Source organism: Flavobacterium sp. (assembly GCF_043722275.1).
Lineage (GTDB): Bacteria > Bacteroidota > Bacteroidia > Flavobacteriales > Flavobacteriaceae > Flavobacterium.
Genome location: NZ_JAYSPC010000119.1, coordinates 59,618 through 76,852 on the forward strand (window position 1 = coordinate 59,618; position 17,235 = coordinate 76,852).

Genomic DNA, 17,235 nt, shown 5'->3' on the forward strand with positions numbered 1-17,235 from the left:
AAGCCTAATTAAAAAGTGCTTTCTAATAGTTTGTGAGAAGGTGCAAATCTGGTTAAATGAATTCCTTCTACTGCAGCTATATATTCCTCTATTGTAGGTGTTCTTCCAAGTATTGTAGACAATACTACAACCGGTGTAGAAGAAAGTAATGATTCGCCTTTTTTACCTTCTGTATCTTCTACTACTCTTCCTTGGAAAAGGCGTGTAGAAGTTGCCATTACAGTATCTCCTTTTGCCGCTTTTTCCTGATTACCCATACAAAGGTTACATCCGGGACGCTCTAAATACAACATGTTTTCGTATTCTGTACGTGCTGCGCCTTTAGGAGCATTATCGTCGAATTCAAAACCAGAGTATTTTTGTAAAACTTCCCAGTCACCTTCGGCTTTAAGTTCGTCAACAATGTTATAAGTTGGCGGCGCTACTACAAGTGGCGCTTTAAACACAACCTGACCTTGCTGATCCTCTATATTTTTAAGCATCTGAGCAAGAATTTTCATGTCGCCTTTGTGAACCATACATGAACCGATGAATCCAAGATCTACTTTTTTCTCTCCTCCATAAAAAGATAAAGGTCTGATGGTATCATGCGTATATCTTTTAGAAACATCAACATTATTTACGTCTGGATCAGCAATCATTGGCTCGATAATCTGATCAAGATCAATAACTACTTCGGCATAATATTTAGCATTTGAATCTGGAGTTAAAGCTGGTTTTTCAGCTGATTTAATCTCCGCAATTCTCTTATCTGCTCTATTAATCAATCCTTGAAGAACTTGTTTCTGATTGTCCATTCCTTTGTTGATCATGATCTGGATTCTGCCTTTAGCAATTTCTAGTGATTCAATCAAAGTATCATCTTCAGAAATACAGATTGAAGCTTTTGCTTTCATTTCTGCAGTCCAGTCAGTAAACGTAAATGCCTGGTCAGCAGTAAGAGTTCCAATGTGAACCTCAATAATTCTACCCTGGAATACATTTTCACCACCAAACTTTTTAAGCATTTGAGATTGTGTAGCGTGAACCACATCACGAAAATCCATATAGCTTTTCATTTCTCCTTTAAATGTCACTTTAACAGATTCAGGAATTGGCATTGAAGCTTCACCAGTAGCAAGTGCAAGAGCCACTGTCCCTGAATCAGCACCAAAAGCAACACCTTTAGACATTCTGGTATGTGAGTCACCACCAATAATGATAGCCCACTCGTCTATTGTGATATCGTTTAAAACTTTATGGATTACATCTGTCATTGCATGATAAACTCCTTTTGGGTCACGTGCAGTGATAAGACCGAAGTTGTTCATGAAGTTCATTAATTTTGGAATATTTGCCTGTGCTTTTTTATCCCATACCGAAGCTGTGTGACAACCGGATTGGTATGCACCATCAACAATTGGCGAAATTACTGTAGCCGCCATAGATTCTAATTCCTGAGCAGTCATAAGACCCGTCGTATCTTGTGAACCTACGATGTTAACTTCTACACGAACATCTGAACCAGCGTGTAATACTTTACCCGGAGCAATACCAACAGCATTTTTGTTGAAGATTTTTTCTACTGCTGTAAGACCTTGTCCTTCAATAGAAATCTCTTTTGACGGAGCAAATACAAGAGGAGCTTCAATATCTAAAATTTTAGCAGCTAATGTTTGAAGTTTTTTACCAAATACAATTGCGTATGATCCGCCTGCTTTGATAAATTCCATTTTTTGAGGCGTGAATGCTTTAGAAATATCTATTAGCTCCTGATCGCCATTATAAAGTTTTTTTGTCTTAGTATTTATTGTAAGAACGGTTCCTGTAGCAACAGAATATGTTTCCTCAAGAATTGGATCTCCGCTTTCATTACGAATGATATTACCATCTGAATCCAGTTTTTTAACCCAGTTTTGAAGATCTAAACCAATACCACCTGTTACGTCAACAGTTGTTAAAAAAATTGGAGAAATACCGTTTGTACCTGCAACAATTGGAGCAATATTAACAAATGGAATATATGGGCTTGCTTGTTTACCGGACCAAAGAGCCACGTTGTTTACTCCTGACATTCTTGAAGATCCAACTCCCATTGTACCTTTTTCTGCAATTAACATCACACTTTTGTCAGGATGCTGTACTTGCAGCATCTTGATTTCGTCTTGTGCTTTAGGCGTAATCATGCATTTACCGTGAAGTTCACGGTCAGAACGTGAGTGTGCCTGATTTCCGGGAGAAAGCAAATCAGTTGAAATGTCTCCTTCACCGGCGATATAAGTAACTACTTTAATTTCTTCAACAACATCCGGCAGTTTAGTAAAAAACTCCGCTTGTGCGTAACTTTCAATAATTTCTATTGCAATTGCGTTACCATTTTTAAATGCTTCTTTTAAACGGTCTGTGTCTGCCTCATAAAGGTAAACTTGTGTTTTTAGAACATTTGCTGCTTCTTTTGCAATAACAGCATCGTCACCAAGAGCTAAATCAAGCAGTACTTCAATTGAAGGTCCGCCTTTCATATGTGATAATAACTCAAAAGCAAAAGCAGGAGTTATTTCATTTACTACTTGTTGTCCAAGAATAATTTCCTTTAAAAATTTTGCTTTTTCACCAGCAGCACTGGTTGTTCCCGGTATAGTATTGTAGATAAAGTATTTTATAGAATCTTCTCTATATTCGTTATCTAAATCTTTAATTTGTTCAATAATTACGCTTAATAAATCAGCGCCATCAATAGGTTTTGGATGAAGTCCCTGAGCTTTACGTTCTTCAATCTCTTTAATATAATCTGCATAAATATTATTCATAATAGAAAGTCTTTTTTTTTAATGTTAAAAGCAGATAAGAAATTTTTATTTACTGCCGTTTTTTGTTTACCAGTTTGCTTAAATTAAATATATCTAAGCTGTTACAATTTGAAATGCAACACGATCTGGAGCAAATTCAACATAATTTACACCTCTGTTAAGAATTTGAGAAGGCATTGAATGCCATAGGTGATTGTATAAAATTTTTTCTATTAAAGCGAGTGAACGACGAATCAAATCGTGTGCTTTATCGACACGGATTGTCTTATTTTCGTACACTTTTTTAATCATTTTGATATCAAAAGTCATAGCAATTAGGTATTTTATTTTTTTTGTACGCAAATTTACGTATTAAAGCCGACAATTAAAAAAAATATAATAGAAGTCGCCTTTTCAAAAATTATTATTGTTAAAAAACGATTTTCACTGCTTGTTTTTGCCAAAATATCAATTTTGCATTAAAAAAATGAATTATTAATATTTTAAAATCTTTTCTTTAACAAAGTCGGAATTTGATGTTATAAATGAAGTCGGATTTTACTTCGTTTTTAACTAAGAACCTTTCTAAATTAGATTCTATAACGTTATAGTTTATCAAATTTCACTTCATATGTACAAAACCAATTCTCCATTTCAAACTCATTTTATCGCATTCGAAAATAAATGAAATAAAAAAGTTGTAATTCGAAATTTCTTATAACTTTGCAATTCAAAGTACTTTTAACCAAATTACAGTTATGCAACACAAATCAGATTTTTTAGAATCTTATATTCAAAAACCGGGAGTCGTATTTAGTTTAATTATAACAATCTTTAGTAGTATCTTGCTAATTGGAACTCTTGTTTCCAAAAAGATACATTTTGACTATTTTATATTTATTGCATTATTGGGTTTGATATTTGAATTTATTTATGGTCTTGGACTTTCTTTTGTAATTCTGAGAAAAAAAGAAAAATACATTCATCTAACTCCTTTCTTAATTACAAACTGGTTGATCGGGTGTTTTTGTTTAAATACTTTTATCCCCCTTTTTCATGATTTACCAATATGGGTTTATCTTGCAACTCTTGCCTTTTGTTTGTCTAATTTTTTTATCTATCAAAATTCTGATGAAGATCGCGAAACCAGCATTTCCTTCTTATTAATGGCTTGTCATTTGCCGTGATATTGTATTTTACGATTTACTTACTCCCACTTATGCCATTTTCGTTTATAGCAATTTTAGCTTTAGGATTAGGTTTTTATGGTTTAGTTCCCGCGCTTGTTCTTATCATTCATATCATTACAATTATTAGACATTTGACCAGAAACAGAATCAATTACATTTCATTTGGTGCAGGATTTTTGATTGTAATAATTGGTCTGACTGTTTTTACAATTGGCTTAAGCATCGAAAGCAGAAAAATAGCTCAAAGCGTTAAAATGCAATCATTTGATCACAATGATAATCTACCCAATTATATTGCGATTTCGCAGCGTTTAAAACCTAATTTTTTTAATGAAATTCTGCTAAAAAAAGATATTGTTTACATTCCGCTTCACGACATATTTGCATTAAGAGGTTTTGACTCTTTTGGCAGTAAACAATACAATGAAAGAAAAATACACAACCCAATTGTTTCTATTGCTTATTTATTTTGTCAGGATCTTAATTTAGATGACGATGATAAAATCAATATTTTAAAGTCAAACTTTGACAAACGATTAGAAGCCGAAGACCAATTATGGAGCGGTGAAGATTTAATTACCAAAAATATTAAAGAAGATGTAAAAATATATCCGGAGGCGCGTTTGGCTTACACCGAAATTTCAATGAAAATTGAGTGTACCGAAGATTCATGGAGAGATCAGGAAGCTATTTATTCTTTTCAATTGCCGGAAGGTTCTGTCGCAACTTCACTTTCGTTATGGGTGAACGGAATTGAGCGAAAAGGTGTTTTGACTACTAAAGAAAAAGCCAAAGCTGCATACAATCAGATTGTTGGAGTTGAAAGCCGTGATCCGTCATTAATGCAATGGAAAGAAGGAAACAAAGTCGTAGTGAGAGTTTTTCCTGTAAATCGCAATAATCCACGAACATTTAAATGTGGTTTTACAACTCCGCTAAAAGTCGAAGACAATGAAATGAAATACCAAAGTCTTTCTATAAAAGGTCCAAATATTTCAAATGCTGAAACTATTTCAAGAATTCAGACGGTTGGAAACACAAAAATTACAACCAGTAAAGATTTTGAGCTTAAAAACAATTTCTACATTAATCAATCAAAAGGTTTAGACGATTGGGAAGCTCGTATGCCTTTAACCAAAGCTTTACCATCAAATTCATTTGCATGGAAAAATAAAGTTTATGAAGTTAAGAACATTCAGAAAATAATTATTCCGTTTACGCCTTCAGAGATTATTTTAGATTTAAATAGCAGCTGGACAATCAAACAAATTGAATCTTTTGTGGATTTAAACAAACACAACTTATTTGTTTATTTAAATGGTGAGAAGAAGGAAATCAATAAAGAAAACTTTAGAGCCGTTGAGCAGGATTTTGAAGATTTACATTATTCGTTATTACCACTTTATAAAATTGCTAAAAATAGTTTAGTTATTACAAAATGCGGAACTTTTTCTGCCAATTTTGAAGAACTTGAGGATTCTGAATATTTAAAGAACATTAAAACCGAAACGAAACAGAGAAACTTAAAAGTAATTAATATTTCTTCAGATATAAATCCGTTTTGGCAAACTGCGAAGGAACAAAAGTATGTAACTTATTTTCAAACGAGTTTAAAAAACAGCTTGAAATTGATTGAACAGAAGCGGTTTATTTTATTTAAAACTGATACGAATGCTGTAAATATTGAACCTGCAAATATCTCAATTGTAGAAAGTCAGCAAAACAATACTTTAAAAAATAATGGACCGAATCATATTTACAGAATGTACGCTTTTGGGAAAGTCCTGGAAGAACAAGTTAAAATTCAAAATGACTCTTTGGTTCAAAATCAATATGTTGAATTAGCAAAAGATGCCAATATTGTAACACCAATTTCATCATTAATCGTTCTTGAAACAGATGAAGATTACAAAAAGAACGGAATCGAAAAAAACGTTGATACTTTAGGAAATGCTTCTATCAATAATGACGGCGCAGTTCCGGAACCGCATGAATGGTTGTTAATTATTGTGGGATCAACAATCCTTTTCTTTTATTACAGAAAAAACAAAAAACAAACTATTTAATGAAAAGGTTGACGCAGCATAAAAAAATAATGATTTCGTTTGTTTTAGTTTGCCTTTTGGTACTAAACTATCCTATTATAATAACAGCATTAGATAGTAATCTTTTCGGAATTATATTCTCAATTGTATTATTTATTATTGGCGGCAGAAAAACGAATCTTAAAATGAGTTATCCGCTTTTAGGAATGGTTGCACTTTTAGAATATATCAGCTTTCAATTGCATACTAAATCGCTACATTTTTTAGCTTTAGCGATATTGGTTTGTTTTGTTTATTATAGTTTTACAAGGAAATTTTCGTTCATTGCTTTTATCTGCGTTATATTATTCTCGTCTATTTTTAATACTTTTTTCAACTATTTAACGGTCGAAATCAAGCAAACACTTTGTTATGGCGTGTATTTAAGTTTAAAAAATTTCATTCCGATTACTAAAATTGAGGGAGTGAAATTTTATATCAATAATGCAAAAATAACCATTGATACCGCTTGTATGGGATTATCCATGTTTAAAACAGGATTGCTTGTTGGCGCATTTTTATTGACATTAGAAGAACGAAAACAACAAAAATATTTTAATATCAAACAAATTTTCTTATTCTGCTTTTTGATAATCCTATTGAATATTATTTCGAATTATTTCCGAATTATAATTTTAATATTATTTGATTGTACCCAAGAAAACACTTTACATTATTCCATTGGTTTACTTTGTTTCGTGTTTTATCAGATACTCCCAATCTTGTATTTAATTCGTTTTTTCAAACCAAAAAAAGAAGAAATCATAAACGTGAATTCTTCAAAATTTGCCATTGTTTCCGTTATAACAGGATTTGCAATAGTATTAGTGACAAGTTTAGAAATTAAAAAAGAACAACGGCACAACTTACTTGAAAATCTTGATTCTTCATATAATATCCAGCAAGGAATCTGGGTCAATACCGAAGTTTTTAAAATTGCAACACCAAATAAACTTGTATATATTAAAACTCCGACGCATAATCCTTTGATTTGCTGGACTGGGACTGGCTATAAAATTATTGAATCAAAAATTATTATTCGAAATAATGAAAAAATATCTTTCGTACTAATGGAGAAAAATGGCGTCCAATATTTTTCGTATTGGTGGTATGAGTGTGACAATAAAAAATACACTTCGCTAGTAGAAGTTCTTTTGATAAAACTCTTTTACAATAAGTCTGCCCGACTTATCAACGAAACAAGCAAAACAAAATTGACATAAAAAAAGCCTGATAAATACTATTATCAGGCTTTCTCAATTTATATATTTTTTTTACATCAATTTCTGAATAATAATCTCTTCTGTGATTCCTTCAGCATCTGCTTTATAATTTTTAATAATTCTGTGGCGTAAAATTCCGGTTGCAACAGCTTTAACATCTTCAATATCCGGTGAGAATTTACCATTGAAAGCAGCATGAGCTTTCGCTGCTAAAATTAAATTCTGAGAGGCTCTTGGTCCAGCTCCCCAATCTAAATAATTTTTCACAAATTCATTAGATAACGCATTATCCGGACGTGTTTTACTTACTAAAGTTACTGCATATTCAATAACATTATCAGCCACAGGGATTCTGCGAATCAAATGTTGGAAATCTATAATTTCCTGCGCCGTAAACAACGGATTAATGGTTGTTTTAACATCTGATGTTGTACGTTTTACAACCTGAACTTCTTCTTCAAAAGATGGATATTCAAGTTTAATAGCAAACATAAAACGGTCTAATTGCGCTTCCGGTAACGGATAAGTTCCTTCCTGCTCAATTGGATTCTGGGTTGCTAATACAAAATAAGGTAAATCTAATTTATAATTTTGTCCTGCAATCGTAACTGAACGTTCCTGCATTGCTTCAAGTAAAGCTGCCTGCGTTTTAGGCGGAGTTCTGTTGATTTCATCAGCTAAAATAATATTAGAAAAAATTGGTCCTTTGATGAATTTAAATTGTCTGTTTTCATCTAAAATTTCACTTCCTAAAATATCCGATGGCATTAAATCCGGCGTAAACTGAATTCTTTTAAAATCTAAACCTAATGCAAGTGCAAGAGTATTTATCATTAATGTTTTTGCCAAACCGGGAACTCCTATTAAAAGTGCGTGCCCGCCAGAAAATATACAAAGTAAAATTTGATCTACAACTTCATCCTGGCCTACAATGATTTTTGCTATTTCGGTTTTTAATTCATTTCTTTTTTGAACTAAATTATGAATTGCTGCTACGTCAGACATTTAGATATGTTTTTAAAATTGAAAAGAGTTAGCTTTATGAATTCATAAAGCTAACTCTTTTTATTTATTTAATAAAAATTATTTTTTCAGCCAGTTGTACACAAAATTACAATCTCTATACTCTCCAATAATTTTAATGTAAGTATCTTTTATTTTTGTATCAAACCATTTTGCAATTGTACTGATCTGTTTTTCTTTTAATGCCAGTTCTTTAATTTTTGTATAATCTTTAGCATAATCAGCTGTATGTGCATCAATTCTATTGGTGATCGTAATTAACTTATACGTCTTTTTACCTTTATCATCTGTATTTAAAGTAGGCTGAGAAACTTCATTATCTGCAAGGTTTGATACCTGGCTGTATAATGTTGGGTCCATTTTAGTCAACTCAAAACGCGTATCCTGAGTATTCGGATTTACTAAAGTTCCTCCGTTTGCTCTGGTTTCTTTTTCATCAGATTCTGTTCTTGCAGCTTCTGCAAAAGTTATTTCTTTGTTTACTATTTTATTTCTAATATTAGTAATTCTTTCTTTAGCATCTTTCAATGCAGTTTCAGAAACCGTAGGCGCGATTAATATATGACGTAATTCTACTTCCTGACCTTTTATTTTTTCGACTATAATAATATGGTATCCAAAAGTAGTTTTAAAAGGTTCTGAAACTTCGCCTTCTCCTAAACTAAAAGCAACGTCTTTAAACTCTTTTACAAAAGGAGTTTTTCTTGTCATTTTATAAAACCCTCCGTTTGGCGAAGATCCCGGATCCTGAGAATACAAAACTGCTTTTGTTGCAAAACTAGATCCTTCAAGAACATCTTTTCTAATAGCATTTAATCTATCTTTTACCTTTTGTTCATCTTCTGCAGAAACTTTAGGTTCTACAACAATTTGTGCAACTTCCATTTCAGCTCCAAAAGTTGGTAATTCGTCTTTTGGTATTTTTTTAAAGAAATTACGAACTTCTTCCGGCGTAATTTCTACAGCATCAACAATTTTCTTAGTCATTTCTGATGCTAATCTTTGCTCTTTTAAGATATCTGCAAAATAAGTTTTAAACTCTTCTACTGAATTCTTTTTATAATAAGCAACAACTTTATTGATGTCTCCAACTTGCTGAATCATATAATTCAATCTGTCGTCCATCATACTTCTTACTTCAGCATCACTTACAACAATACTATCCTGAATTGCCTGGTGCGCATAAAGTTTGTCTTCTAAAAGTTTACCAAGCATCTGGCATCTTGTAATATCTTTTGTAGAACCGCCGCTTGCTGTAATTTCTAAATATCCTTTATCAATATCAGAATCTAAAATAATATAATCTCCAACATTAGCAATAATACCATCAATTTTTTGCTTTTGCCCTGAAGGAACTTCAACTGTTTTTTTAACTACAGTATCTTTAATAATTTCCTGAGCTGAGATAATTGAGGTGAAAAAAAATAAAAAACACATTGTCAACATTAACTTGTAATCAATTGTTTTTAACTGTAATTTTTTTAATAACATTATTTTAAATTTAATTTGAATGTAAAGATCTTGCTTTAGAATTTCGTTTTAAACTACAATCATTTTAAAATGCATTTTCAATTTATTTAATGGAAAATACTAAATAATTAAGATCTAGTTCTTTTTAACTTATAACGAACAAAAATAACAATTCAATTACATAATACAACTATCGTCTATACTATTAACAAAAAATTATATGGAACGCAGTTAAATTTATTGAAAGCAATTGAATTATAAGAGATTTATATCAATAAAACATATCATATTCTAGCCGAAAAAGCTTTTATAAATAAGAATTTATAACTTTTTTAATTCAATTTCAATTCTCCCACTTACCATTAAATAAAAAAGTTATCAATACTACAACGTTTTCGTAGAATAAATATTTTCTTATAAAAACGTATCAATTAAAAAAAATCCTACTTTCGATAAATAATTGATAATTTATTGGCGTTTAAATTACGAATAGTTCTTTTTTATTTCAAATAAATATCAAATTACAAACTTTATTATCTAACCTTAACCAAATCTATTATGAAAAAACCTATTGTTAAGATTTTTCTGCTCGCAGCAATGACGTCATTTATTTGTTCATGCTCGCAAAATGAAACAAACGAAGTAGATTCAAAAGCTGAAAGTCAAGAATTTAAAATTATTAATGTTACGCATCACGACGGAAAACCTTTTAGTACAGGGATTTCCAACTCATCAACAACAGGCAAATATGTTGACAATCCGGGCGGTGGCGTTATGATGCAAGCCTTTTATTGGGATGTTCCTGCCGGAGGAAATTGGTGGAATACTGTAAGCGGTAAAGTTACTGCGTGGTCAAATGCAGGAATAGGATCTATATGGCTTCCTCCTGCTTCTAAAGCTCAAAACGGGGCGCTTTCTATGGGATATGATCCAACAGATTATTTTGATTTTGGAGATTATAATCAAAATGGTTCTATAGAAACCCGATTTGGTTCAAAAACTGAATTAGTCAGTTTGATTACAAATGCACATACACAAAACCTGAAAGTGTACGCTGACATTGTAATTAATCATAATAGCGGCGGACAATCAGAAGCGAATCCGTTTACAGGAACAAGTACATGGACTAATTTTACGGGAATAGCTTCAGGAAAATTCCCGCGTACTTATAATGACTTCTATAAAAACAGTTACGGCAATAATGATGAAGGCGCTTTTGGTGGATTTCCGGATTTGTGCCATCAAGCTCCTAATGTACAAAATTGGTTGTGGCTAAGAGCTGACGGAGTTGGTAAATATTATAAAAACACAATGAAATTTGATGGCTGGAGATTTGACTATGTAAAAGGTTTTGCTCCGTGGGTTATAAACTCATGGAATGCAAATGTAGGTGGATTTTCGGTTGGGGAATATTGGGATGCTAACGTAAATACGCTTGAATGGTGGGCAAATAATGCCAATAGTTCTGTATTTGATTTTGCTTGTTATTATAAAATGAATGATGCTTTTGATGGTAATAATCTTTCATTATTAAATGATGACATGATGTGGAAGAGAAATCCATATAAAGCGGTGACTTTTGTGACCAATCATGATACGGATGAAATCTCAAATAAATTATTGGCCTATTCTTATATTTTAACTCATGAAGGATATCCAACAATATTTTATAGAGATTATGAAGAATGGCTGGATAAAAACAAATTAAATAATTTGATTTGGATTCATAATAATAAAGCTACCGGAACAACTTCTATATTATATTCAGATAATGATGAATATGTAGCCCGAAGAAATGGATATAATGGAAATCCGGGATTAGTGGTTTATATTAATAATTCAACTTCATGGCAGGAAAGATGGGTGGAGACTAATTGGGCAAATACTCAAATTAAGGATTTTACAGGAAACTCAACCTGGGTTCCAACCACGCAAGGAGATAAATGGGTAAAAATTCAATGTCCGCCTAAAGGATATACTGTTTGGTCTATTAACCAATAATTTCAAAATTTATAATTCTAAGGCTGTTCTCATAAAACAGCCTTTTTTTAGATTATAGTTTAAATTTAATAAATCAAAAGAGTTCCTAATTTAAGAAGTGAATATTTTTATTAAGCCGTAATTAATAGTACTTTTGCAACCTATTTATACGAAATATGAGCTTTTTAAAAGAAATACAACGCAGAAGAACATTTGGAATTATATCGCATCCTGATGCCGGTAAAACAACTTTAACCGAAAAATTATTGTTGTTTGGAGGGGCTATTCAGGAAGCTGGGGCTGTAAAAAACAATAAAATTAAAAAAGGAGCAACGAGTGATTTCATGGAAATCGAACGCCAAAGAGGTATTTCGGTTTCAACATCTGTACTTGCTTTTAATTATAAGGATAAAAAAATCAATATCCTTGACACACCCGGTCACAAGGATTTTGCCGAAGATACTTTTAGAACTTTAACTGCTGTTGATAGTGTGATTGTTGTTATTGACGTTGCAAAAGGTGTTGAGGAACAAACTGAAAAATTAGTGGCGGTTTGTAGAATGAGAAACATTCCGATGATTGTTTTCATCAATAAATTAGACCGTGAAGGAAAGGATGCTTTTGACTTAATGGATGAAGTGGAACAAAAACTTGGATTAACGGTTACGCCTTTGAGTTTCCCTATTGGAATGGGTTATGACTTTCAGGGAATTTATAATCTTTGGGAACAAAACATCAATCTTTTTAGTGGAGACAGCCGTAAGAACATTGAAGAAACTATCGCTTTTTCAGACGTTAAAAGTCCTGAATTAGAAAAAATAATTGGTCAAAAACCAGCTGACAGATTACGTGAAGAATTAGAATTAATTGATGAGGTTTATCCTAAATTTGATCGTCAGGATTATTTAGATGGAAAATTACAACCGGTATTTTTTGGTTCTGCTTTAAATAATTTTGGAGTTCGTGAATTGTTAGATTGTTTCGTGAGCATTGCACCATCTCCAAGAGCTAAAGATTCTGAAACTCGTTTAGTAGATCCTACTGAAGAAAAAATGAGTGGTTTTGTATTTAAAATCCACGCTAATATGGATCCAAAACACCGAGATCGTTTAGCATTTATAAAAATTGTTTCCGGAACTTTTGAAAGAAACAAACCTTATTACCACGTTCGTCAAAAAAAGAATTTAAAATTCTCAAGTCCGAATGCTTTTTTTGCTGAGAAAAAAGAAATTGTTGACATTTCGTATCCCGGTGATATCGTTGGTTTGCATGATACTGGAAATTTCAAAATTGGTGATACTTTAACCGAAGGAGAAATAATGAGTTTCAAAGGAATTCCAAGTTTCTCTCCGGAACATTTTAGATATATTAACAATGCTGATCCTATGAAAGCCAAACAATTGGACAAAGGAATCGACCAGTTAATGGATGAAGGTGTAGCACAGTTATTTACTTTAGAAATGAATAACCGTAAAATCATCGGAACTGTTGGAGCACTTCAATATGAAGTTATTCAATATCGTTTAGAGCATGAATATGGTGCAAAATGTACCTATGAAAACTTCCCTGTTCATAAAGCTTGTTGGGTAAAGCCTGATGACGCAAAAAATGAGCAATTCAAAGAATTTAGACGAATCAAACAAAAATTCCTAGCTCATGATAAATACGGTCAACTGGTTTTCTTAGCAGATTCTGACTTCACAATTCAAATGACACAAAGTAAATATCCAACCGTGAAGTTGTTTTTTACTTCGGAGTTTGATTAAAATATTTTAATAAAAAAATGCCAGCTTTAAGTTGGCATTTTTGTTTAGAATAGATTTTGGCTATAAAAAAACAGCAAAGAAATTGATTTTTAAATCATTCTCTTTGCTGTTTTTAAATTTCCTTTATTTTTTAAAATTCAAAATAATTAAACTTAATTTTTAACTAATTTGACAGTTTTTGACTGATTGTTTTCATTCGTTATCTTTAATAGATAAATTCCATTTGGAATACTTCCTAAATTTAATGCAGTCGTTCCTGAATTTACTTTTTGTGTTTGGATCGTTTTTCCTAATATATCAAATATTACAGCTGTTCCATTAGTATCACTATTGATAAAAAATGCACTGCTGGATGGATTTGGATACACTTTTAAACTTGAAGCGAATTCTTGATTATGGTCGCCCACACTAAGAGTAGTACAAGTATTTCCTGTTTGAATAATTGAACCAGTTATCCAGTTAGAACTGCTCGCTGATAAATCAAAATTTACTAATGCACCATCATTTCCATTTCCACTTGAATCTGTCAATGTATCAACTGCTGAATTGTCTGTTCCTTCAACTCCTTGATTAAATTTATAATAATTTATCAGTCCAGGTTGGGCACCGGATAATTCGCAATTCATATTATTCTGGATTTCAGCCTGAGTCAAAACTTTATTCCAAATACGAACTTCATCTATTGCACCATTAAATAAATTTTGTCCCGGATCAAATGCTCCAATCATTACCAGACTTCCTGTAAAGGCAGGTACATTATTATTTTCATCAATAGCAACACCATTTTTATATAATATCATTGTAGTCGTGGCTAAATCATAAGTTACAGCAACGTGATACCAAGTACCTGCATTTAATTGTTCACTGTCTTCTACTGCATTATAATTTCCATTATGTCCAGAAGCCAATACACCACCAGGTACATAAATTGCATGTTCGCCAACATTACTACCACCTGAAATAATATTATTTACAGGTGAAAAATCATTTATTTTTATCCAGGCTTCTTTCGTATAAGTCGCAGGCATGTTATTAGGAAGTTCTACATAACCACCCTGAAACTCTAAGGAAGTACCATTAAGATCAACAACATTTACCTCTACCTCAGTACGTAAGCTTTCACAAGATACAGTTTGAGAAACATAATACAATCCGGTTGATAAAGGAGTTGTAACATCTAATGGACTACCACCAACAGCATCAGCGTACCATTTTATATCAGTTCCTGTTGCTACCAGATCAGAAACTTTTGTATTGATATTTAATTTTTGAGGCGACCCTACTGAGGCTTCAGGAGTTGTACATGCAATACCCACAGTACTTATAAGTTTAGGAATATTTAATGCGTCAGGGACACCATCAATTCTAAAAGTATAGGTTATGCCTATTTTAATAAAAGCAGTAGGCTTTAAGCTAAATTCTTGTTCAGTAAATTTACCCTGACTAACAGGTAAAGATATAATTCTATTTGAATCTGCACTTAAAAATAATCCAGGAACAAATGAGCCTGGATTCCCTGTTACTATTTGCTGGGTAGTAGCGGTTTCATGAGCTACATCTGGACTAACTTCGAAAATAAATGGAGAATTCTGAATTGTAATGCTCTGCCAACTATTTCCGTTATTATCTGAAAATTGAATCTTCGAATTAAGGTTTACAGCCACTCCACTACCACTATTTCCAGTAGAATACTCTTCTGCAGCTATTCTAATTCTTAAAGCATCAAAGTTATTGATTTCTACAGAAGTGTTAAGTGGCGCTTTCCAGGTAGCTGTAGTTTCGGTACCATTATTATTTCGCCAACGATAAGCTGAAATTCTCGTACTTGCATTAGCAAAAAAGAAGTTGGCAAGCAATAATGTAAAGAGTAAAGTTTTATTCATATTATAAATTTATAAATTGTTAAATTAATTATTTGTTCTTAAAATTTTTCATTTGTATCTGTTCTTATAGTTTTAGGTTTTAAATATGTTAGATAAAATAATATAAATAGGATAAGAAGTATATTAAACAAGAATGGAAATTTCGTAAATAATGATAAATTGTTATTAGGTTGGATAGATCCAAAAACCAATGTACTACTTGTATCTTTTTTTTCAGAAATAATTGAACCGCTACTACTTATAATGGCATTAATACCGCAATTATTAGCAACGGCTATATCTTTACGATTTTCTACCGCTTGTAATCGTGCATAATAAAAATGAAGATCTGAAATGTAATTATCTTTAAACCAACCATCATTACTGAAATTAAACAAAAAATTAGCGCCATTTTTCACTTGTTCTAATCCACAATTTTCAGAAACAACTTCGTTGCAAATTAAATTCCCGGCTTTTCCAAAATGCGTTTGAATTGGCTTTTGATTCTTACCTCTTGATAAAACAAAACCTTCCTGACTCAAAAAAGGAACTAAAATTTTTCCTAAAGGCTCTTCTATTCCTTTTAATAGAATTTGTTTACTGTAAATTCCATTTACTTTATTGCGTTTATCAATATAAAAAACGGAATTGTATAATGCCTTATCTACTTTGCTTTCATTATTAATGCCAATAACGTGAGTAATATTTTGGGTATTGCTTATCCTTATAATTTCTTTTAGCAAATCGTCATCAGGAGTATAAGTCCAAGGTAATGCAGTCTCTGGCCAAATAATAAAATCAGGTTGAAGATCCGTAGCGTCTTTACATAACTGAAAATATTTATTGGCAAAAGCATTTCCATTCTCACTATTCCATTTTGTTTCCGGATTCGTATTGTCTGAAACTATAGCAACTTTAAAAGATTTTCCTGCAAGTACAGGTGAGTAACTATAATAACAAATACTTCCTATTACAAACATTAAGGTTAAAATGGATAAACTGTATATGAGATAAAGTTTCTTTTTTTGTATGTAAAATTCCGCTAAGAAAAGGTTTATTAAGACAGTCAAAAAACTTAATAAAGCTAATCCGCCAATACTTGATAGTTGAACAAAATAAACATTTGTAACAAAAGGAAAACCAATTCTAAAATAATGCAGCGGAAAAGATTCCAAAGCAAATGCCAAACATGATTCCAAAACTGTCCAAGCTGCTGCTACACACAATTTATTTAAAAATAATAACCTACTTGATTTTATATTTTTTATATAAATCCCCCTCGTAATAAAGGAAACTAAGGCGAAATAAAATCCTAAAAAAACACTACTAATAAGATAAACAAAAATTCCATAAAGAAACCCGTTTCCTGTATAATGATTAATTCCTTTAATCATCCAAAAGAACAGACCCAATCCAATTCCAAGACCGAACAAAAAGCCCATAGAAGCTGATCGCCTTTTTGAACTTTCATTTAGTAAAACAAATAAAGGAACGATGCTCAGGCATACTATTAAAATCGAAAGATGAGTATTGGCAAAACTTAGTGCCAGTCCAGAAAACAACAACACAATTGAAATTTTTAAGGTTTTTCCCATTTTTAATGATTTAAACGCAAAACGAACGTTAACTTTAACACATACAAGCAAGTAAATATAATATTTTAACATTCGAAAACGTTAGGCCTAGTTTTAAATCCAAATAATAGAGAATCTCTTTTGTAGTAGTAAAAAGACAATACAAGATCGTTGCTTTTCCTAATAAAAAACTCACTTCATTAATTAACAATCACTTATGAAAATAAATAAATAAAAAATCACATTTTTATTATTATAAAATAATTAAAATAAATTTTGCAAAAAAGAACGCAAA

The 17,235-nt window shown here is 31.7% G+C and carries 11 protein-coding genes; 5 read left to right on the forward strand and 6 right to left on the reverse strand.

What is annotated here, in order from left to right; all coding sequences use genetic code 11:
- Nucleotides 1-8: 8 nt before the first annotated feature.
- Nucleotides 9-2,789, reverse strand: a complete 2,781-nt coding sequence (locus tag ACHZDT_RS15045) for a bifunctional aconitate hydratase 2/2-methylisocitrate dehydratase (RefSeq protein ID WP_394775441.1) — start codon at nt 2,787-2,789, stop codon at nt 9-11.
- A gap of 93 nt (nt 2,790-2,882) precedes the next feature.
- Nucleotides 2,883-3,098, reverse strand: a complete 216-nt coding sequence (locus tag ACHZDT_RS15050) for a hypothetical protein (protein ID WP_394775442.1) — start codon at nt 3,096-3,098, stop codon at nt 2,883-2,885.
- A 428-nt stretch (nt 3,099-3,526) separates the two neighbouring features.
- Between ACHZDT_RS15050 and ACHZDT_RS15055 the strand changes: the two genes are divergently transcribed.
- From ACHZDT_RS15055 to xrtN, 3 genes are read left to right on the forward strand one after another with little or no spacing between them, the layout of a single operon-like run.
- A complete protein-coding gene (locus tag ACHZDT_RS15055) occupies nt 3,527-3,955 on the forward strand; it encodes a hypothetical protein (RefSeq protein ID WP_394775443.1) in 429 nt (142 codons plus the stop codon).
- On the forward strand, nt 3,952-6,024 hold the full coding sequence (locus tag ACHZDT_RS15060) for an XrtN system VIT domain-containing protein (RefSeq protein WP_394775444.1): 2,073 nt from the start codon (nt 3,952-3,954) through the stop codon (nt 6,022-6,024). Before ACHZDT_RS15055 ends, ACHZDT_RS15060 begins: the two co-directional genes overlap by 4 nt.
- Nucleotides 6,024-7,265: an exosortase N gene (gene xrtN / locus ACHZDT_RS15065; RefSeq protein WP_394775445.1), complete on the forward strand. Its 1,242-nt coding sequence runs from the start codon at nt 6,024-6,026 to the stop codon at nt 7,263-7,265. Before ACHZDT_RS15060 ends, xrtN begins: the two co-directional genes overlap by 1 nt.
- Before the next feature lie 51 nt (nt 7,266-7,316).
- Here the strand turns inward: xrtN and ACHZDT_RS15070 are convergent, their stop codons facing one another.
- Both ACHZDT_RS15070 and ACHZDT_RS15075 read right to left on the reverse strand, forming a co-directional pair.
- Entirely contained in the window at nt 7,317-8,270 is a 954-nt protein-coding gene (locus ACHZDT_RS15070; RefSeq protein WP_394775446.1) for an AAA family ATPase, read from the reverse strand.
- 78 nt (nt 8,271-8,348) lie between these two features.
- Entirely contained in the window at nt 8,349-9,779 is a 1,431-nt protein-coding gene (locus ACHZDT_RS15075) for a peptidylprolyl isomerase (RefSeq protein ID WP_394775447.1), read from the reverse strand.
- Nucleotides 9,780-10,316: 537 nt separating this feature from the next.
- Between ACHZDT_RS15075 and ACHZDT_RS15080 the strand changes: the two genes are divergently transcribed.
- Together ACHZDT_RS15080 and ACHZDT_RS15085 are read left to right on the forward strand one after the other, a co-directional pair.
- Nucleotides 10,317-11,759, forward strand: coding sequence for an alpha-amylase (locus ACHZDT_RS15080; RefSeq protein ID WP_394775448.1), 1,443 nt, complete (start codon nt 10,317-10,319; stop codon nt 11,757-11,759).
- 155 nt (nt 11,760-11,914) lie between these two features.
- The gene (locus tag ACHZDT_RS15085) at nt 11,915-13,504 is read left to right on the forward strand and encodes a peptide chain release factor 3 (protein WP_394775449.1); all 1,590 of its coding nucleotides are present in this window, start codon (nt 11,915-11,917) and stop codon (nt 13,502-13,504) included.
- 152 nt (nt 13,505-13,656) lie between these two features.
- Here ACHZDT_RS15085 and ACHZDT_RS15090 read toward each other — a convergent pair whose 3' ends face one another.
- Together ACHZDT_RS15090 and lnt are read right to left on the reverse strand one after the other, a co-directional pair.
- Nucleotides 13,657-15,387 (reverse strand): LamG-like jellyroll fold domain-containing protein, encoded by a 1,731-nt coding sequence (locus ACHZDT_RS15090; protein WP_394775450.1) that lies wholly within the window; start codon nt 15,385-15,387, stop codon nt 13,657-13,659.
- 38 nt (nt 15,388-15,425) lie between these two features.
- On the reverse strand, nt 15,426-16,961 hold the full coding sequence (gene lnt / locus ACHZDT_RS15095; protein ID WP_394775451.1) for an apolipoprotein N-acyltransferase: 1,536 nt from the start codon (nt 16,959-16,961) through the stop codon (nt 15,426-15,428).
- Between the last annotated feature and the right edge of the window lie 274 nt (nt 16,962-17,235).

Bases quoted from the DNA above. Each gene is read 5' to 3' on its own strand.
- ACHZDT_RS15045 (WP_394775441.1), bottom strand. From the start codon at position 2,789: ATGAATAATATTTATGCAGATTATATTAAAGAGATTGAAGAACGTAAA.
- ACHZDT_RS15050 (WP_394775442.1), bottom strand. From the start codon at position 3,098: ATGACTTTTGATATCAAAATGATTAAAAAAGTGTACGAAAATAAGACA.
- ACHZDT_RS15055 (WP_394775443.1), top strand. From the start codon at position 3,527: ATGCAACACAAATCAGATTTTTTAGAATCTTATATTCAAAAACCGGGA.
- xrtN (WP_394775445.1), top strand. From the start codon at position 6,024: ATGAAAAGGTTGACGCAGCATAAAAAAATAATGATTTCGTTTGTTTTA.
- ACHZDT_RS15070 (WP_394775446.1), bottom strand. From the start codon at position 8,270: ATGTCTGACGTAGCAGCAATTCATAATTTAGTTCAAAAAAGAAATGAA.
- ACHZDT_RS15075 (WP_394775447.1), bottom strand. From the start codon at position 9,779: ATGTTATTAAAAAAATTACAGTTAAAAACAATTGATTACAAGTTAATG.
- ACHZDT_RS15080 (WP_394775448.1), top strand. From the start codon at position 10,317: ATGAAAAAACCTATTGTTAAGATTTTTCTGCTCGCAGCAATGACGTCA.
- ACHZDT_RS15085 (WP_394775449.1), top strand. From the start codon at position 11,915: ATGAGCTTTTTAAAAGAAATACAACGCAGAAGAACATTTGGAATTATA.
- ACHZDT_RS15090 (WP_394775450.1), bottom strand. From the start codon at position 15,387: ATGAATAAAACTTTACTCTTTACATTATTGCTTGCCAACTTCTTTTTT.
- lnt (WP_394775451.1), bottom strand. From the start codon at position 16,961: ATGGGAAAAACCTTAAAAATTTCAATTGTGTTGTTGTTTTCTGGACTG.